Origin of the sequence: Pectobacterium zantedeschiae (assembly GCF_004137795.1) — a bacterium.
Lineage (GTDB): Bacteria > Pseudomonadota > Gammaproteobacteria > Enterobacterales > Enterobacteriaceae > Pectobacterium > Pectobacterium zantedeschiae.
In genome coordinates, this window is sequence record NZ_NWTM01000003.1 from 164,018 (window position 1) to 183,604 (window position 19,587).

Genomic DNA, 19,587 nt, shown 5'->3' on the forward strand with positions numbered 1-19,587 from the left:
ACAACAAGGACACGTGAACATGTATCAGATGAACGAAGGCTCGCTGGCTATTCCGGCACAGTGGCGTGATGAATCCCTGCACGTTTTTGTACTGCCTGATGAAACCACCAATCTGGTGGTTAACCGCACCCCGACTGAATCTGGTCAAACACCCGAATCGGTCTATAAGAAAACGCTGGAGCAATTTTCTACCCATCTCAACGGTTACAAAGAAGTGCTGGCCTGGGAGTTGACGCTGGCGGGAGCGCCAGCCCCGGCGCTGGAATACACCTGGCAGTCACCGGAAGGTCAGATGCATCAGGTGGTGGTAATGCAAGTTCGCGGCAGCTTGTTGTTGACCTTCACGATTACTGCGGCGGATGTATTAAGCGATATCCGTAAAGCTGAATTGCTGGCTGTGATTGAAACCTTTAAAACCACTGAGCCGCCTGTCGCACCGGAGGATAAGGTAGGCCGCGATGCGCGATGAAATTCTGGCCCGCATTGCGCGTGTCGGAGCCATGCACGCGGGCAATCGGCCCACACTACCACCTGACTTACCGGCACCCGGCAGTGGCTCACCGCCTACCTCACCAGGCAAGCCGATCAAACACAGCAGCTTTCTGGGAGCATTGCTCGGTGCCGTTGCCGGTGCGTTGGTCGCCGCAGCGGTCGCGGCAGTGGCCGTTGCACTGGTGGGCGTCACCGGCGGACTGGCGATTGCCGTTGTCGGCGGGCTGGCAGTACTAGGGGCGGGGAGTCTGATATCGGCGGTCAGTGGGCGAGTGTCCGCCATGGTAGATAGTGCTTCACCGCCTGCGGGGAAAGTGGACAGTGGATCACCGAATGTGTCGGTGGAAGGGAATCCGGTTTCCCGTGCTGAAGTCGATGTCGTTCTCTGTACCAAACACAACGGTCCCCAACTGATTGCACAGGGTAGTGAAACCGTCTTCGTGAACGGTCATCCGGCGGCGCGGGTTGGCGACAAAACCGTATGTGGTGCCACCATCAAGGACGGTGCCTCGACGGTATTCTTTGGCTCCGGTCAGGCTACCGTACTGGAGATACAGGACGAATTCAGCGGCTGGCAAAAAGCGCTGCTGATTGCGGTGGAGTTTCTGGTGCCGCCAACCCGTGGCCTGTTTCGTGGGTTGGGGAAGTTATTCTTTCGCGGCCCGAAAGCGGTGATGAAAGGGCTGAGCGCTGGCGCACTCTGGGCAGGTAAGAGACTGGCGCAAAAGACGCGCTGTGCGACGACAGCCTTTATCCGCAGCAAAGGATTGGCCCGTTTTTCTCATGCTAAAGCGGCCTTCAAGGCAGATCCGGTGTATATCGCCAGCGGTGAGGTGATTGAAAGCCGCACCGATATTGAACTGGGGCAGACTATCCCACTGGTGTTCGAGCGCACTTACCGTACTGCTTCTCCCCATACGGGGCTATTAGGCCACGGTTGGCAGGATAGCTGGAGCGAAATCGCGACCGTGATCCACGATGACGGAAATACCCATGTCACCATTACGCTGGCACAGGGTTATGACATCGACTTCACCTTCGAGATAGGTGCCTCCGTGGTGTACTGCGCCGAGTACCCCGAATTCAAACTGCTGCGACGGCATAACGGTTTTCACCTGTGGCACCGTGATAGCCAAACCTGGCGCGCCTTTACCGTCAAACAGGGCGACCAGCGACTGTTGTCGGCAATCACCGACAATCACCAGAACCATATCGACTTTCTCCGTGACCCCAAAGGCTATTTGCGTAAGGTGCGGCACAGCGACGGCATCGAACTGCTGTTGGTGTGGCAGGGGGAATTTCTGCGTCAGGTACAGCGTATTGATGGCGGCCAGAAGACTCTGCTGGCCGAATACCGACAGGATGAGCAAGGACGGCTGGTCGAAGCGGATGCCGCCCATGCCTATCACCTGTTCTACGACTACGACAACCATAACCGTCTGACCCGCTGGCACGACAACGACAAAACCTGGGCACGATATGAATACGACCATCAGGGACGCTGCGTTTATACCACCTGTGCCGACGGCTACCTGACGGCGAATTTCGAGTACCTGGCTGACCGTGTGGTGATGACCGATGGGCTGGGTCAACGCCATGAATACGGTTTCAACGACCTGTACCTGATGGCGTGGGAGAAATCCCCGCTCGGGCACGTTACTCGCTATGAATATGATGATGTTGGCAACCTGCGGCGGGAAATCTCTCCGGCGGGTCGGGTGGTGGAATTTGCCTATCAGGATGATACCGGACTGGTCAGCACCTTCACCGACGGTAGCGGCCACTCGTGGTACTACGATTACGATGACCATGAGCGGCTTATCGGTATCACCGACCCGCTCGGGCGCCACTGGGCGTGGCAGTACGACAATAAAGGCGACCCGCAGAGCCTCACCGGACCCGACAACAGCGAAGTGCGCTTTGCGTGGAACCGCTACGGACTGCTGACTGAAATCAGTGACCAGGACGGTCAGGTGCAGGCCAGTCTGTTTTACGACCACCGTCAGCGCCTGCTGAGCGCCACAGATGCGGAATCCCGTACCCAGCAACTGCGTTATGACCAGCAGGACAGACTGACCACCTGGACACGACCGGATGGCTCGACCTATCGGCTTGGCTACCGCCGTGCAAGCTGGAAACTGCCGGAGCAACTGCTGCGTCCAGATGACAAACAAGAGCAGCGCCAGTACGACAAGCACAACAACCTGCTGAACTATACCGACGGCAACGGCGCGGTATGGGCACAAACCTACGGCCCGTTTGATTTGCTGACATCACGTACCGATGCGGCAGGTCGCACCTGGCAGTACGAGTACGACAAAGACAGCCAGCAACTGGTGTGCGTCACCGCACCGGATGGTAACCAGTGGCAGTGGTGGCTGGATGCGGATGCGCGGGTTATCCGCGAACGGGACATGACCGGTACGGAAACCCACTATGGCTATGACGAAGACGGACACTGCATCACTGTTCGTAATGGCGAAGGTGAAACCCGCCACTTCCTGTATGACGGACGCGGGCTGCTCATCAAAGAAACCGCGCCGGACGATACCCTGCATTATCGCTATGACGCCGCTGGCAGACTGACTGAAGTCACGTCCGCAACCAGTCATATCCAGTTGGCGTATGACGAGCGCGACCGTGTGGTAGAGGAGCACAACAGCGGTTCGGTAATCCGACGCCACTATCAGGACGCATCGCACACCGTTACCCGCAGCCTGTACTGGGAAGGTGAAGAAGACAGCGCGACACTGACCAGTTCTTTCTGCTACAGCGCGACAGGCGAACTGCGGCAGGTCATGTTGCCGGATGGAGCGGAACTCACCCTTGCTCATGATGCCGCAGGCCGAGAGGCAGCACGCCACAGCCACGCTGGATTTATGCAGCAACGTGAATATGATGCGATGGGCTGGCTGACGCGCGAGATGAGCGGTCAGACGGTGGGCGGTCGCCTGCAACCGACCCAGACCCGGGAATACCTGTACGACGGTGCGGGCAATCTGACCGGCACCCGGCGCAACCGCGAGGCGGCAGGCTATAAGCTTGATGCCAGCGGGCGCGTGCTGTCCGTACTGAGCGGCGGCGCAGGGCGGACCATTAATACCGAAGAGGAGTATCGCTACACCCGCAGCGGGCTGCCACAGGATGCGACCCGACTCACCGAGTGGCAGGCCGGGCGACTGACCCAGCAGGACAACACCCACTACCAGTACGACAAAGCCGGGCGGCTCATTCGCAAGCAGGTGGTGCAGCCGGGCTATCGGCCACAGGTGTGGCACTACCGCTGGGACAGCCGTAATCAGCTACGGGTAGTCGACACACCGAACGGCGAACGCTGGTTCTACCGCTATGACCCGTTCGGGCGGCGTACCGGCAAGCGCTGTGAGCAGACGCAGGACGATATCCGCTACCTGTGGGACGGCGATCAAATCGCCGAGGTACGTCATTATCGCAACGGCGAGCTGATTGCCCGTCGACACTGGGTACACAACGGCTGGGAGCTGCTGGTGCAGCAGCGCCAGAATACAGACGGTAGCTGGGAAACGGACTTTGTCACCAGCGGCCAGAACGGCGAACCCCAGGCTCTGTACAAACCCGACGGCACCCTGCTCTGGCAGGTTCCCAAAAGCACCCTCTGGGGCCAGCGACAGAGCACTTATGCAGACAATGCCGACCCCGGACTCGCCTTTGCCGGACAGTACCGTGACAGCGAAAGCGGGCTATGTTATAACCGTTTTCGGTACTATGACCCGAACGGTGGATGCTACGTTTCGCCTGACCCGATAGGGATTGCGGGGGGTGATAATAACTATGGGTATGTGCATAACCCTGTCAGTTGGGTTGATCCGTTTGGGTTGGCTGGGTGTGCAAGTGTTGATAAAGATGGGGTGCTAAGCATTAAAAACAAATTTTTGCCAGATTCAGCCGAAGACTTGGCACTACAGAAGCATGTTGCAGATTGGAATGCGCAAATTCAGGCTAATGGAGGCTCAATGACAAGGCAAGCTGTCAGTCCAGAAATGCGCGCTTCTGCTAATAATGCAGCTAACGCAGCGAAGAGAGCAACACCTGAATTATATCCAAAAGGCACAGCTCCGGGCCATACCCCTGATGTTGGATGGGGCGGTGCAACTGAAGGGCCAATAATTCCGCTCCTGTCTAGAGTGAATAGTTATATCGGTGGGGCTACTCAAGCAGTTCCTGTTGGGACCATATACTCTAAAGTGATTCTTATTTAAATTCCGGAGTGTTTTATGAAAGAAAAAATAAATTCTGTAATTGAAAAGAAGAAAAAAATTGATAGTGATTTTTTTATCAAACCAAATTCTCCTGAATCTATTTTTCAGGGGAAGATACCGACGCTAATCAAAGGCGTGTATAGAGATTCTAGCCCTATGCTTAGTGAGCGTTTTCAATGCTACGGAAGATGGGAAAATGCCACCCATGGTAATTGGTTGAGCGTTGGTGATATGGAAGCTCTGTGGGGCGACTCTATCCAAGATGAGCTTGTCGATCTAGTTAAATTTCAGTCCGAATGTTTAAGAGATGATTGGTCTAATAATGCCTTTGGATTATTTAAAGAGAATCGACTCTCTTTGTTTGCTGGCAGTGATATAGGAAATGAAGCCATATTTCTGCTATGGCTTGATGATGAAGTCGAGCCTGAGTTTTGGGTTTATGACGCGAATGGGGAATCGAGATATAAAAATTTTATTGGATATTTAACTGCATATCTGAATGACGATGTAAGTGCATCTGCTCTTTCGTGGCGTGTTTAGTCAAATTTTTATTGTGTCACCTGTATATAATATATCGAGAAAAATAGCGGCTCTGAGAATTTACATGAAATTCATTTCAGGCCTCCGAGTATATTAGCTGAATGAATCGAAAGTTCTCGATAAATGATGGTTTACATTTTGCTAATCCACTCCGCTATTCCAACTCCCGCTGGTTCTACCGCTATGACCCGTTCGGGCGGCGTACCGGCAAGCGCTGTGAGCAGACGCAGGACGATATCCGCTACCTGTGGGACGGCGACCAAATCGCCGAGGTACGTCATTATCGCAACGGCGAGCTGATTGCCCGTCGACACTGGGTACACAACGGCTGAGAGCTGCTGGTGTAGCAGCGGCAGGATACGGACGGTAGCTGGGAAACGGACTTTGTCACCAGCGGCCAGAACGGCGAACCCCAGGCTCTGTATAAACCCGACGGCACCCTGCTCTGGCAGGCACCCAAAAGCACCCTCTGGGGCCAGCGACAGAGCACTTATGCAGACAATGCCGACCCCGGACTCGCCTTTGCCGGACAGTACTGTGACAGCGAAAGCGGGCTATGTTATAACCGTTTTCGGTACTATGACCCGAACGGTGGATGCTACATTTCGCCTGACCCGATAGGGATAAGAGGTGGTCTTAACCTCTATGCATATGTTAAAAACCCTGTAAGTTGGATCGATCCGAAAGGGTTAGCTGGATGTAATATAGTCCATAGGGCGGTGACTCCTGAACAAGCAGCAAGTATCCGGGCAGGCAATGGAATATCAAGGCCGACTCCATATCATAGAACGACACCGACTCAGCATGTAGCAGGAGCTACCGCACTCGCGTGATCCGTGGATATCAACAACTAGAAGTCAATCAACAGCAGAATACTTCGCCACTCATAGTGGAACCCAAGCAGCAAATCCAATTGTTAAGATAGATCTGTCTAAAATTCCGAGCGATAAGATTTAAGATTTATCAAACGTTCAAAAGGCTGCGGAACATTTGCAGACTCCATTCACCCGAAATGTAGCAGCAGCCCACCAAGAGGTATTAATCTTTGGAGAAATACCATCAGAAGCGATAATTTGATTTTTATAGGTGAATAATATGTTGGAAGAAATAAAAGAAAAGATCATAAAAATAGCTTTGTTGATGAAATTAGAACCAATATGGCGTTCAATGAAGATGCTTATATTGGGTTAATATCGTCTTTGGATAAGTTATCCAATGAATTGAAAAATAATGATTTTATTGATAAGGAGTTGGCGCTTTATTTATATACCATTCCACAAATGATACGAAATGCATATGTGAGTTTTGATGGGAAAGAAAATAAGCCTGAAATCGCATTCAGATTAGAAGACGCTTGAATTGAATTAGATGCATTGGTCATTGACTGTTTAAGTTAATAAGAGCCGGAAGCGATCCCAACGATCCTTCCGGCTATTTTTTACCTGCTGTTTATTACAACGATCAGAGATTAATCTCGGTCTCAATCCTGCCCCGCTCAACCGTCACCGTTATCGGCATCCCCGTCATAAACCCCGACGCTTCCAGCCAGCGGCCTTTCAAGGTTAATAGCCGAAGCTCGGTTGAATCTAACGAAATGCATACGCGATAGTGTGTAGGTAAAGCCCACCACCCACGCCGCAGCAAAGCGGCGTGGGTGCATCGAAGGCAAACTAGGCCACAGCTATACCCTGCTCGTCCTGATCGACGGCGAAGCAAGCGACCTGCTGTTCACCGTAAGTTTTCAACTGCGGCTGGAACTGCGTGCAGGTGCTAAAGCAGCGCTGGCAACGAGCGTTGAACGCGCAACCCGGCGGTGGATTCAGCGGACTAGGAAGTTCACCGATCAGCTTAATGCGCTCACGGCGTAAATCCGGGTTCAGGCGCGGCGTCGCGGAAAGTAACGCCTGCGTATAAGGGTGTCGCGGGTTGTTGAAAATGGCATCTTTACTGCCTTTCTCAACACAGCGGCCCAGATACATCACCATCACTTCATCAGCGATATGTTCGACCACGGACAGATCGTGCGAGATGAAGACGTAAGACAGCCCTAAATCCTGCTGTAAGTCCATCATCAGGTTCAGCACCTGCGCACGTACCGACACGTCCAGCGCCGACACCGGCTCATCGGCAATCACCACGTCCGGGTCCAGCATCAGCCCACGGGCGATAGCAATACGCTGACGCTGGCCGCCGGAGAACATATGCGGATAGCGGTCATAATGCTCCGTTTTCAGCCCGACTTTCGCCATCATCGCCAGCGCCTTTTCACGACGCTCAGCTTTCGACAGTTCAGTATTGATCTGGAGTGGTTCTTCCAGGATCTGGCCGACTTTCTTACGTGGATTCAGCGATCCGTAAGGATTCTGGAAAACGATCTGGATCTTCTGTCGACGCAGTTTCTGCGCTACCGGATCCGGCTTCAACAGATCCTGCCCCTGATAGTACAGCTCACCTTCTGATGGTGTTTCGATCATCGTCAGTAGGCGGCCCAACGTGGATTTCCCACAGCCGGATTCCCCTACCACCGCCAGCGTTTTACCGCGCTCCAGCGTAAAGGACACGCCATCCAGCGCTTTCACCATCCGCTCCGGCGCAAAAAAGCCCTTTTTCACCGGATAGTGCTTTTTCAAATCGATCGCATGCAGTAAATACGGTTGCGATGTTTTATTCAGTTCACTCATAGGGTCGGCCTCCCCGCATCATCCAGCGGTGTATGACATTTCACCTGACGACCAGGAATATCGCGCAGCGCAGGTTCTTCCTTACGGCAGCGGTCCTGCGCATAGGGGCAGCGTGGGTTTAACAGACAGCCGTTCGGGCGGTCATATTTACCCGGCACCACGCCCGGCAGCGATGCCAAACGAGCTTTATCCACCGCAAACTCCGGCAGAGCACGCAGCAGCGCCTGGGTATACGGATGACGGGGTGCGCTGAAAATATCCGCCGCTTTGCCTGATTCCACCACCTGTCCGGCATACATCACGATGATGTGATGTGCCGCTTCAGCCACCAGCGCCAAATCGTGCGTAATCAGGATCAGCGCCATGTTCTCGCGCTGCTGTAATTCCAGCAGCAGTTCGATGATCTGCGCCTGAATGGTCACATCCAGTGCAGTGGTGGGTTCATCGGCAATCAGCAGTTTCGGCCGACAGGCAATCGCCATCGCTATCATCACGCGCTGGCTCATCCCACCGGAAAGCTGGTGCGGATACACATCAAGACGCGAAGCCGGATCGGGAATCCCAACCAGCGTCAGTAGGTCAATCGCCCGCTGGCGACGCGTTTTGCGATTACCGCCCTGATGCACCTTGATAGCTTCCATGATCTGGTAGCCCACGGTGTAGCACGGATTAAGGCTGGTCATCGGATCCTGGAAAATCATCGCGACTTCAGAACCCACCAGATTACGCCGTTCTTTCTCAGAAATTTTTGTTAAATCGCGCTGGTTAAATTCCAGCTTGTCGGCCATCACTTTGCCGGGGTAATCAATCAGTCCCATAATCGCCAGCGAGCTGACGGACTTACCGGAACCGGATTCCCCGACGATACCGACGACCTGACCTTGTTCAACCTGGTAGCTGATACGATCGACCGCACGAAACGGCAGATCCTCATCACCAAAGTGAACCGACAGTTTATCTACATTGAGCAACGCCATCTCTCTACCTCTATTACTGCTTGAGTTTGGGGTCGAGAGCATCACGCAAACCGTCCCCCATCAGGTTAAACGCCAATACCGTCAGTAAGATTGCCAGACCGGGGAACGTCACCACCCACCAGGCGCTTTGCGCAAACTGCAAAACGTCCGACAGCATGGTGCCCCACTCTGGCGTTGGCGGCTGTGCGCCCATACCGAGGAAACCCAAAGCAGCCATATCAAGAATGGCGTTAGAAAAACCGAGAGAAGCCTGCACAATCAGCGGTGCCAGACAGTTAGGAAGAATGTTGACGAACATCTGGCGCGCCGAGCTGGCTCCCGCCACGCGTGAAGCGGTGACATAATCGCGGTTAACTTCCACGAGAACCGCCGCGCGAGTCAAACGGACATAGTGCGGCAACGCCACGAAGGTCAGCGCCAGCGAGGCGTTAACAATCGAAGGCCCGAAGACAGCCACCAGCACCAGCGCCAACAGCAGGCTCGGCAATGCCAGCATGATATCGACGATACGCATGATGAGCGCATCGACCACACCGCCGAAATACCCAGCCAACAGGCCGAAGATCACCCCCAGCACCAGCGACAATGCGACCACCAGACAGCCGACCAGCAGCGACAGGCGTGCGCCATACATCAGACGAGACAGGACATCACGCCCGACGTCGTCCGTTCCCAGAATAAACTGCCAGCTTCCACCTTCTTGCCAGACTGGCGGACGAAGCAGCGCATCGCGGAACTGCTCGGCAGGTAAGTGCGGTGCCAACACGTTGGCGCCAATGGCGATAATCAGCATCAGCACGACATACACCATGCCAACGACCGCCCCTTTGTTACGTTTAAAATAGTGCCAGAATTCCTGTAGCGGGGTCATCGGCTGCGGTGCGCTATTTACAACAGGTTCAGTGACGTGTGTCATCTTAGCCTTCCCCTTATTTCTTGTGACGGATGCGTGGGTTAACCACACCGTAGAGCACATCCACCAGCAGGTTAACCAGAATAATCATGGTCGCCACCAGCAGCACGCCGCCCTGAACCACCGGATAATCACGACGCTGCAACGCATCGATCAACCACCGTCCCAAACCCGGCCAGGAGAAAATGGTTTCCGTCAGGATCGCCCCAGCCAACATGGTGCCGACCTGCAAACCAATTACCGTCACCACCGGCAACATCGCATTACGCAACGCATGCACGACAATCACGCGCAGGCGGCTCAGCCCTTTGGCGCGGGCGGTACGAATGTAATCCTCCCCCAGCACTTCCAGCATCGCGGAGCGCGTCATACGCACAATCACCGCCAGCGGAATGGTACCCAGCACGATGGCAGGCAGGATCATGTGTTCAACCGCATCGATAAAATCGCCTTTCTCGCCCCAGAACAGGGTATCAATCAGCATAAAGCCGGTCAGCGGCATGCTGTCATCGAGGAAAATCGTATCGCTGATGCGCCCCGAGACGGGCGTCAGGTTGAGCTGCACGGAGACCAGCATAATCAGCATCATGCCCCACCAGAAGATAGGCATGGAGTAGCCCGTTAGCGCCAGGCCAACAGAGGTATGATCGAAAATAGAACCGCGTTTGACCGCAGCCAGCACACCAACCGGAATCCCAACCGCGATAGCAAACAGCATCGCGCAGATACCCAGTTCCAGCGTCGCTTTGAAGCGAGGCACGAATTCTTCCCACACGGGGATGCGGCTCTTGAGGGAAATCCCGAGATCGCCCTGCAACACACCGCCGATATAGTGAATGTATTGCTGCCAAAGCGGCTTATCCAGCCCCATTTCAGCCAGCAATTGCGCATGGCGCTCGGCGGAAATACCACGTTCCCCCGCCATGATCATGACCGGGTCACCCGGAATCATGTGCACGAATGCGAAGGTTAACAAGGTGATACCAATAAACGTTGGGATAACGAGCCCCAAACGCCGGAGTATGAACTGCAACATATCCCGAACTCTCTATTCATGCCCGTTGGCTCATTGGCCATCAGGCTTATCATTGCTCACAGCTAAAAAATCGCCAGGAGCGATTTTAAACGTCGTGTGCGACGGCCCACAGGGAAGCAGGCAGGGAAGTCAGCTATAAAAAGTTTAACGGGCAAGAAACCCCGCCTCCACGGCTCCTCAAACGAGAAACCGCAAGGTCGGGGTTTTCAATGTCCGTGAAAATCGAGTGGCTGACTTAATCCAACGTCACGTTGTTGAAGCTATGCACGCCACGCGGCTGCACGACATAACCTTTCACGTTTTTACGCACTGGCTCGTACACGGTGGAGTGCGCGACAATCAGTGCCGGAGCCTGATCGTGCATCACAACCTGAGCTTGCTTGTACAGCTCAATACGTTTTTCGTGATCGGAAACAGCACGCGCCGGTTGGATCAAATCTTCAAATGGCTTGTAGCACCACTTGGAGTAGTTGGAGCCATTTTTGGCAGCATCACAGCTGAACAGGGTCGCGAAGAAGTTATCTGGATCCCCATTGTCACCCGTCCAGCCCATCAATACGGTCTGGTGCTCGCCGTCTTTCGCACGCTTCAGGTACTCGCCCCACTCGTAAGTGACGATCTTGGCTTTCACACCCACTTTCGCCCAGTCGGACTGAATCATTTCCGCCATACGACGCGCGTTCGGGTTGTACGGACGCTGTACTGGCATTGCCCACAGGTCGATAGAGAAGCCGTCAGCCATACCTGCTTCTTTCAGCAGTGCTTTCGCTTTCTCAGGATCGTAGCTGTAGTCTTTAACGTCGTTGTTGTAGCCCCACATGGTCGGTGGGATCAGGTTGGTTGCCGCTTGACCAGCGCCCTGATAGACCGCATCGATGATGGCTGACTTGTTAACCGCATAGTTCAACGCCTGGCGAATCTTGACGTTATCCAGCGGTTTCTTCTCAACGTTGTAGGCCAGATAGCCGACGTTCAGGCCAGGCTGTTCCATCAACGTGATGTTTTTGTCTTCTTTCATGCGAGCAAGATCGGCCGGATTTGGATACGGCATGATCTGGCATTCGTCTTTTTGCAGCTTGGCATAACGTACGGAAGCATCTGGCGTGATGGAGAAGACCAGACGGTCAACACCCGGCTTAGTACCCCAGAAGCCTTCAAAGGCTTTGTACAAAATGCGGGAATCTTTCTGGTACTGCTGTAGCTGGAACGGGCCTGTACCGATTGGGTTCAGGTCAATTTTCTCCGGCGTACCGGCTTTCAGCATCTTATCCGCGTATTCCGCTGACAGGATGGAAGCAAAGTCCATCGCCAGGTTTGCCAGGAACGGCGCTTCAGGGCGGTTCAGCACAAAGCGGACTGTGTAGTCGTCAACTTTTTCGATTTTGCTGACCAGCTCTGGCATCCCCATACCCTGATAGTATTCGTAGCTGCCGCCAGACACTTTGTGGTACGGATGGTTGGCATCCTGCTGACGCATGAAGGAGAAAATCACGTCATCGGCATTGAATTCACGGGAAGGTTTGAAATCCTTGCTGTCCTGCCATTTCACGCCTTTGCGCAGATGGAAGGTGTAGGTTTTGCCGTCTTCGCTGATATCCCATTTCTCAGCCAGCCCTGGACTGGTGTCCGTGGTGCCGTCTTTGAATTCCACCAGGCGGTTATAAATAGGAATAGAGCTGGCATCAAACGTCGTACCGGAGGTGAACAGCTGTGGGTTAAAACCTTCCGGGGAGCCTTCTGAGCAGTAAACCAGTGTTTTTGCCTGAACACCTGCAGCGACGGACATGGCGAGCAAGCCAAGGCCGAACTTCAACACCCTTGATTTAACCAGGGACTTTTCCATTACTTATGCTCCATTGTGGATGATGTTGTGTGCTATACCCGCCCGACTCCAAGCTGCATACGCGTTAATACTGTGGTTAAAAGCATGATCGTTAAAAGCGCGATCGCTAAAAACACAGATGTTAACAACGCTGATGTCCTGTCCTGCATCTCGAAATTAATTGGGTATGGTTGGCCAGACCTGTATTTTTATGTGCTGCGGTCTGTACCCTGTCGCCCGAAGGCAAAATCAAAATAATGGGGAGAGGAATGGTGATTGCTACAACCGATAGTCGCACACTGTTAGATATAGTCATAATAACTACAACCTATACCTTGAAGCGCCACAACCCGCTCACGGATGCTGGATGAAGACGTAGAATCATTCAGACAAGCCGCTGCTTTCCTCCTTATATCCCTATGACGCACTCAATTTCTCAACAGATGACGGTGACGTCAATATAAGCAGTAAGGATTTACAAAATTTCCTTACATTTTCTTAAAAGAGAAAATACAAGCTCATCACCTTACAAAAGGTGGATGTTTTGCCTTTTTATGAAAAAACAGCGATAAAAACCGATACATTGCTGACATAAAGAAATTATCACCATTAAAAAAACTATAGTCATCTGGTCTTACATGTCCAAGATTTGAGCACTATTTTTTGTTAAAAACGTTAACGGCAGGTGAAAACTCTGAAGGGTGATAAGAAATTATGATATTTACCATGATGCCATAAGCAAAATAATGACTATCTACGCTACATAAAAAAACTTTGCTGTCCGTAACATCAATTGGTCAAAGTGTGTGCTAAATCGTATTTCTCTACGAGTTTTATCATAAGGCTAGATGCTGTTACCGTGGGCGAGGTGGGAGCAAAGTGGTTACACTTTCGTCAGAAGCATGTACCTGCGAGAAAATGATATTGCTCAATTATTAATTGGCTATTTTAATTAAATAAATATTTTCACTAAAACGAAATTACGCTATTTACTTATTCCCATAAAGTGGTATTTTTTCAGTCTATTATTTATCTTCCCTCCTGTTTTAGTTCCTCCTCCTTTCATAGAAAATTATTTTAATTACAAAAAAATGACGTAAGTTATTTAAAATGGAGTTGCTGATAAGTTCACAAATACGTAATTAACGTATTATTTTTAACATTTCATCATGCTAGATTACCCTCAGAAGTGATTCATTGTTAAATAACATCCATCATTCCTTACCATTTTGTTACTAACTGATAAAAATACAAAAAAACGAACGTTCTGCTTTCTGATAATAAACATTCCACCGCCACTGGTATTAGCAACGCTCAATAATCACACCGATATCGGTGGGAAAAAAGCCAATAGTCCACGTCGATAACGATGCACTATCAATATCGCAATGGCAGGGATGTAATTTCTTTCTGTACCAACTGTCCTAGCAGGGTGAATATAATGAAAAAAATTGAAACTGATATTCTATGTGAGAACAATCTCGCTCTGGAAACACAAGAATCGTTTATCGGAGGCTTTTTTAAAAAGAAAGTCGGCTCCGTTCCCGTTGCGCTTTTTATGGTGATTGCCGCCATTGTCGCTATCGCCGCCTACGAGGGATATTTGCCTAAAAATATGATTGGCGGCTTCGCCGTCATCATGACGATGGGTTTCTTACTGGCGCACATTGGCAGCAACATTCCCGTGTTCAAAGACATCGGTGGCCCGGCAATTCTGTGCCTGATGGTGCCTTCCGTTATGGTGTATTTTGATCTATTCAATGACAACACCATGAAAACCGTACACTTGTTGATGAAAGAGGCCAACTTCCTGTATTTCGTCATCGCCTGTCTGGTCGTCGGCAGCATTCTGGGCATGAACCGTAAAATCCTGATTCAGGGGATGGTGCGCATGTTCGTCCCGCTGGTCATCGGCACCGCGACAGCGCTGGCAACCGGTTTACTGGTCGGTAAACTGTGCGGTTACAGCGTCTATCACACTTTCTTCTTCATTATCGTGCCAATCATCGGTGGCGGTATTGGTGAAGGTATCCTGCCGTTATCATTAGCCTATTCCGCCATTTTGGGACAAAGCCCGGACGTTTATGTTGCTCAGTTAGCGCCCGCTGCCGTCGTCGGTAACATCTTTGCTATCCTGTGCGCTGGTGTGCTGTCTCGTCTGGGTATGCGCCGTAAGGATCTGAACGGCGAAGGTCGTCTGGTTCGCAGCGATGAAGACAACGCGATGTTTGCCGTAAACGAAGCGCCAAAGCCGGTTGATTTTCACCTGATGGGCGGCGGGCTGTTGATGATTTGCGCCTTCTTCATCATCGGTGGCCTGTTTGAGAAACTGGTACATATCCCTGGCCCGGTTCTGATGATTCTGATCGCCGTATTCTGCAAATACGGACGCGTTATTCCAGCCGTCATGGAAACCGGTGCGCACAGCGTTTATAAATTCGTATCCAGTTCTCTGGTGTGGCCGCTGATGATCGGGCTCGGCATGCTGTATATTCCACTGGAGAGCGTCGTCGCCGTATTCTCAATAGGTTACGTCATCGTCTGTGGTTCTGTGGTGCTATCCATGGCGCTAGTGAGCTTCCTGATTGCGCCTTATCTGAATATGTACCCTATTGAAGCTTCCATCGTCACGACTTGCCACAGCGGTCTGGGTGGTACAGGTGACGTGGCGATTCTGTCCGCCTCTAACCGTATGTCTCTAATGCCGTTCGCACAGATCGCTACCCGTATCGGTGGCGCGTCTACCGTCATCGCCGCAACGCTGCTGCTGGGCTGGGTTGTCTGATTTCACTCTCTAGTATCACGGTTTCCCCCAATCAGGGGGAAACCTTATTGATCATAGTTCGATTGTGCCAATAAAACGTCTTCGATATTTTTTTCAGCCCATCTGGCCAGCGGTTCAACCGCTTCCGATAATGTTTTACCCAACGGAGTCAGAGCATATTCCACCGTAACCGGCACCGTCGGGAATGCCTTGCGGGAAAGCAAGCCGTCCCGCTCCAATTTCTTCAACGTTTGGCTCAGCGCCTTCTGTGATACTCCTTCAATTTCACGCCGCAGTTGATTAAATCTCAGTGGCCCTGTTCTCAGCAGGCCCACTATCAGCAACGCCCATTTATCGGCCAGACGTTCAAGCACCATCCGCGCCGGACAGCCTTGTAAATAAACGTTATAACGCTGCTCGCCTGCCTCCGTTTCCTTTCTATCAATCGCTGAATTTTTGATCATGGTATACCCGAGTAAACTTAGTAGATTCAAGGTAACTTCTTGTTATGTTGGTTTCTAATATATACCTTATTACCGTTAAATCCTAACCTGAATAAGGAAACACCATGACGAACGTTGCCGTTGTTTACTTCTCTGGATACGGGCACACCAAACGTATTGCGGAAGAGGTTGCTGAAGGCGCTGATGCGATACTCGTTGCGATTGATGCTGACGGCCATATCGATGAACAAGGATGGGAAACGCTGAATGCGGCGGATGCCATCATTTTCGGTGCACCGACCTACATGGGCTCCGTGCCCTGGCAATTCAAGAAATTTGCCGATGCGACCTCCAAAGCGTGGTTTACCCGTGCATGGCAGGACAAGATTTTTGGTGGCTTTACCAATAGCGCCAGCCTGAACGGCGATAAGCAAGTCACGTTGATTTATCTGCAAACACTCGCGTCTCAGCATGGCGGGATCTGGGTCAGTCTGGGGCTTGCGCCATCGAATACCCTTGCCGCTACGCGGAATGATGTCAACAACCTCGGCGGTTCCGTCGGTCTCCTTGCCCAATCCCCATCGGATGCAGGCACAGAGGCGATCCCCTCTGGCGATGTGGACACCGCAAAACACTACGGCACACGAGTTGCAGACATTGCCCGTCGTTTCAAAGGCGAATGACAAGCAACCATCCCTCCACCTCACATGGAACACCATCAAGAATGAAAAAAATACTTTCTATTTTATTACTGAGCGGCCTGCTGGCCACTGGCACTACGGTTGCGGCTCAGCAAACCGATCCTCATGCCGTTCCACTGGCAACAGCAGCAGAGTTCATCGCCACCGGCAAGTCCTATAATGTCGATTTTGGCGATCAGAAATTCCGTCTGGATTTCAAATCACCGTCTGAAATGACGTTTACGTCTCCCGATGGGAAAAACAAGGCGGATGTGGCAATCACAACCACGAAGGTTGGTGATGGGGTTTATATGATCTACTGGTCACGACGTGCGGGGCAGCATGTGGTACATGTGGACGACTTCAAAAACGGCGTATCTTATACCAACATCGTACTACCAGATGGCTCCATTTCTCGCCGTCAGGGAACGTTGGTCGAGATTAAATAAACGTTTCATCCCTTTACTATCGGCACAAATAACACGAGGCGGGATCGCTCCCGCCTCGTTTCTATTTCTGCCGGTCCCATTCACAGCTATTTATTCACAGTACTGACGCAGCGAGTCCTGTTTCTCTGGCAACAGTCGATACAGATAAACCGGTCGCCCCGTCGAGCCGTACAGGATATTGGTGGTCAGAATGCCGGTATCGGACAAGTAGATCAGATACTTACGGCAGGATACACGCGAAATGCCAATCGCATTTGCCAGCATTTCGGTGGAGAATTCGATCCCCTGATTACCTTCAATCCACTCGCAGACGGTACGCAGCGTCAGGCTGGTTAGCCCTTTTGGCAATTTCTTACGCTCACTGATAGTGCTGCTGCTCGTACGGCGAATCAAATTATCGATATCAGACTGCCCAACAAAATCGCGGTGCTTGAATAAGTTCGCTTCTTCGCGATAGGCCGTCAGTGCCTGTTCGAAACGCGAGAACTGGAAAGGCTTAATCAGATAATCCACCACGCCGTAGTGCAGCGCTTTTTTGATGGTATACACGTCACTGGCAGAAGAGATGATGATGACGTCCGTCTTTTCACTGAATTCACGGATAGTCGGCAGCAGATCCAGTCCATTATCCTGCTGCATGTAAATGTCCAGCAGTACCAAATCGATTTCCGAGTCAGGTTGCATCAGCAGGTTTCGCGCCTGCTGCAACGTGGGGACGGTCGCATAGCAGCTAAATCCAGAAACCTGGTTCAGATAAGATTTGTTAAGCTCTGCAACCATGGCATCGTCATCAACAATCAGTACATTAATCATGGTCAAACAGCCTTGCTTGATAAGGAATAGTAACGAAAAACTGGGTGTACACCTCAGGTTCTGATTCAAACTCGATAGTGCCGCCAATCTTCTCCAGACTCTGTTTGGTCAGGTACAGGCCGATACCGCGCCCGCTGCCTTTGGTAGAGAATCCCTGTTCATAAATGCGCGCCTGGCTCTCCGGTGAAATGCCGGGGCCGTCATCCCCCACGGTACAGTGAAGGCGGCTATTCTGATGATGGAAGCTCACGCTAATTTCGCAGTTTTCCTGCCCATCAATCGCATCCATCGCATTCTCAATCAGATTACCCAATACGGTAATCAATTCATTCGTAGCATCAACATCATCGGTATCCGGCAGCAGACTCTCCTCACTGATGGAAAGCGTAATACCGAGATCGCGCGCACGGTTGATTTTACCCAACAGGAAGCCAGCAATCACTGGCGATTTCACTTTACGAATAATCGAGCCAATTTCCGCCTGATAATTATTAGCGGTCTTCAGGATATAGTCTTCTAGCTGCGAGTAATACTTTAAGTGCAACATCCCCAATATGACGTGCAGCTTATTCATAAACTCGTGCGACTGCGCACGCAGCGCGTCCGCATAGTAGGACATCCCACTCAACCGTTGCAGCAACTGGCTGATCTCCGTTTTATCACGGAACGTCGCAATTGCACCGATAATATCGCCTTTCACAAAAACCGGAACGGTGTTGGTCAGCAACAGGTGCCCATTAAAGTTAATCTCTTCATCGCGTCGTGGCGTACCGCTCTCCAGCACCTGTTTCAGGTGCAGGTGCTCAAGCCACTGTTCGCTGACGCGTTCGGCTGGCTTCGCAGCAGACGTTTCACCGCCCTGCGGCTTATTCTGCCGGAAAAGCCGCCGCGCTTCGTCATTGATTACCGTAATCCGGCCATGTTGATCGACCGCGATAACGCCTTCCTTAATGTGTTTGAGCATCGCGTTACGCTGTTCAAACAGGTTCGAGATCTCAAACGGCTCGAATCCCAACATAATACGCTTGAGCACCTTCACCAAAATCAACGTGCCAAGCCAGCCAACCAGCGCCCCCGCCAATAACGTCCAGGGGATCATCCAGCGGTTATCGCTAATCACCTTCTGCACGCTGGTTAAGGCAATCCCCAACGCGACGACCCCAACCTGCTTATGGTTGTTGTCAAAAACGGGAGTGAATACCCGCAATGCAGGATCGAGCGTTCCTCGGTTGATTGAGGTATTTTCCATCCCCAACAGCGCCGGGTAGATATCCCGGCCGGCAAAATGCTCACCAATTCTTTCCGGTTCAGGGTGGCTATGGCGCACTGTATCCATATCTGTGACCGTGACGAAGAGCAGTTGATTACGCTGACGGATCGTCTCCGCAGCAATCTGCACTTCCTCCGGTCGGCCAATCCCTTTAAGTTCATCAATAACAACAGGAGAAGCCGCAAATGTGCGAGCAATGGCAAAGGCTTTTTCTCGCAGATGATCTTCTGAAAGCTGATTAATACGAAAAAACAGCAGGGAATAGACCACCAGCAACACCGCACCAAGCACAACTGACACCATCAGAAACACCGATGTTCCCAGCTTTAGCGGTGCTTTTTTCTTGCCCATGTCACTCTCCGAAACAACCATCATCACACCATTATCTTATACTGTTTCGTCGCGTTTCGCGTGTCGTGATGCCTACGCCCCGTCACAGGGACAGGGCGTAGGCTTGAAGAAAGGAAAT

16 protein-coding genes and 1 pseudogene are annotated in these 19,587 nt (G+C 51.8%); 8 read left to right on the plus strand and 9 right to left on the minus strand.

The genetic code is table 11. The features are described from left to right. The first annotated feature begins 19 nt into the window (after positions 1-19). The 5 genes and pseudogenes from CLR69_RS18015 to CLR69_RS18035 all read left to right on the plus strand — a co-directional run bounded on the left by CLR69_RS18015 (position 20) and on the right by CLR69_RS18035 (position 6,628). Positions 20-469, plus strand: a complete 450-nt coding sequence (locus CLR69_RS18015) for a DUF1795 domain-containing protein (protein ID WP_129707435.1) — start codon at positions 20-22, stop codon at positions 467-469. Next, entirely contained in the window at positions 459-4,730 is a 4,272-nt protein-coding gene (locus CLR69_RS18020; RefSeq protein ID WP_242451655.1) for an RHS repeat-associated core domain-containing protein, read from the plus strand. The genes CLR69_RS18015 and CLR69_RS18020 overlap by 11 nt, the downstream gene beginning before the upstream one ends. A gap of 15 nt (positions 4,731-4,745) precedes the next feature. Further along, positions 4,746-5,270, plus strand: coding sequence for a hypothetical protein (locus tag CLR69_RS18025; protein WP_129707439.1), 525 nt, complete (start codon positions 4,746-4,748; stop codon positions 5,268-5,270). Positions 5,271-5,428: 158 nt separating this feature from the next. Continuing rightward, a pseudogene (locus tag CLR69_RS23325) lies at positions 5,429-5,974 on the plus strand (RHS repeat-associated core domain-containing protein); the annotation flags it as partial. Positions 5,975-6,427: 453 nt separating this feature from the next. Then, positions 6,428-6,628, plus strand: coding sequence for a hypothetical protein (locus tag CLR69_RS18035; RefSeq protein WP_242451657.1), 201 nt, complete (start codon positions 6,428-6,430; stop codon positions 6,626-6,628). A 103-nt stretch (positions 6,629-6,731) separates the two neighbouring features. Here the strand turns inward: CLR69_RS18035 and CLR69_RS23460 are convergent, their stop codons facing one another. The 6 genes from CLR69_RS23460 to dppA all read right to left on the minus strand — a co-directional run bounded on the left by CLR69_RS23460 (position 6,732) and on the right by dppA (position 12,720). Beyond that, entirely contained in the window at positions 6,732-6,986 is a 255-nt protein-coding gene (locus CLR69_RS23460; RefSeq protein WP_422762873.1) for a SymE family type I addiction module toxin, read from the minus strand. After that, positions 6,941-7,951 (minus strand): dipeptide ABC transporter ATP-binding subunit DppF, encoded by a 1,011-nt coding sequence (gene dppF, locus CLR69_RS18045; RefSeq protein WP_129712951.1) that lies wholly within the window; start codon positions 7,949-7,951, stop codon positions 6,941-6,943. The genes CLR69_RS23460 and dppF overlap by 46 nt, the downstream gene beginning before the upstream one ends. Beyond that, positions 7,948-8,928, minus strand: a complete 981-nt coding sequence (gene dppD, locus CLR69_RS18050; RefSeq protein WP_129712950.1) for a dipeptide ABC transporter ATP-binding protein — start codon at positions 8,926-8,928, stop codon at positions 7,948-7,950. The genes dppF and dppD overlap by 4 nt, the downstream gene beginning before the upstream one ends. A 13-nt stretch (positions 8,929-8,941) precedes the next feature. Beyond that, positions 8,942-9,844, minus strand: coding sequence for a dipeptide ABC transporter permease DppC (dppC, locus tag CLR69_RS18055; RefSeq protein ID WP_129712949.1), 903 nt, complete (start codon positions 9,842-9,844; stop codon positions 8,942-8,944). A 13-nt stretch (positions 9,845-9,857) separates the two neighbouring features. After that, complete coding sequence (gene dppB, locus CLR69_RS18060) at positions 9,858-10,877, minus strand: dipeptide ABC transporter permease DppB (RefSeq protein WP_012772789.1); 1,020 nt, start codon at positions 10,875-10,877, stop codon at positions 9,858-9,860. A gap of 235 nt (positions 10,878-11,112) precedes the next feature. Beyond that, positions 11,113-12,720, minus strand: coding sequence for a dipeptide ABC transporter periplasmic-binding protein DppA (gene dppA / locus CLR69_RS18065; protein WP_129707449.1), 1,608 nt, complete (start codon positions 12,718-12,720; stop codon positions 11,113-11,115). A gap of 1,420 nt (positions 12,721-14,140) precedes the next feature. Between dppA and CLR69_RS18070 the strand changes: the two genes are divergently transcribed. Beyond that, on the plus strand, positions 14,141-15,484 hold the full coding sequence (locus CLR69_RS18070; RefSeq protein ID WP_129712948.1) for a 2-hydroxycarboxylate transporter family protein: 1,344 nt from the start codon (positions 14,141-14,143) through the stop codon (positions 15,482-15,484). A 44-nt stretch (positions 15,485-15,528) separates the two neighbouring features. On the opposite strand, the gene CLR69_RS18075 is transcribed toward CLR69_RS18070, so the two are convergent. Then, positions 15,529-15,927: a winged helix-turn-helix transcriptional regulator gene (locus tag CLR69_RS18075; protein ID WP_129707454.1), complete on the minus strand. Its 399-nt coding sequence runs from the start codon at positions 15,925-15,927 to the stop codon at positions 15,529-15,531. Positions 15,928-16,031: 104 nt separating this feature from the next. Between CLR69_RS18075 and CLR69_RS18080 the strand changes: the two genes are divergently transcribed. Together CLR69_RS18080 and CLR69_RS18085 are read left to right on the plus strand one after the other, a co-directional pair. Beyond that, the gene (locus CLR69_RS18080) at positions 16,032-16,589 is read left to right on the plus strand and encodes a flavodoxin family protein (protein ID WP_129712947.1); all 558 of its coding nucleotides are present in this window, start codon (positions 16,032-16,034) and stop codon (positions 16,587-16,589) included. Between the two features lie 41 nt (positions 16,590-16,630). Then, a complete protein-coding gene (locus CLR69_RS18085; RefSeq protein ID WP_129712946.1) occupies positions 16,631-17,035 on the plus strand; it encodes a MoaF-related domain-containing protein in 405 nt (134 codons plus the stop codon). Positions 17,036-17,125: 90 nt separating this feature from the next. On the opposite strand, the gene dcuR is transcribed toward CLR69_RS18085, so the two are convergent. Together dcuR and CLR69_RS18095 are read right to left on the minus strand one after the other, a co-directional pair. Continuing rightward, positions 17,126-17,848: a two-component system response regulator DcuR gene (gene dcuR / locus CLR69_RS18090; protein ID WP_129707460.1), complete on the minus strand. Its 723-nt coding sequence runs from the start codon at positions 17,846-17,848 to the stop codon at positions 17,126-17,128. Then, the gene (locus tag CLR69_RS18095) at positions 17,841-19,469 is read right to left on the minus strand and encodes a sensor histidine kinase (protein WP_129712945.1); all 1,629 of its coding nucleotides are present in this window, start codon (positions 19,467-19,469) and stop codon (positions 17,841-17,843) included. Before CLR69_RS18095 ends, dcuR begins: the two co-directional genes overlap by 8 nt. Positions 19,470-19,587: the final 118 nt, after the last annotated feature.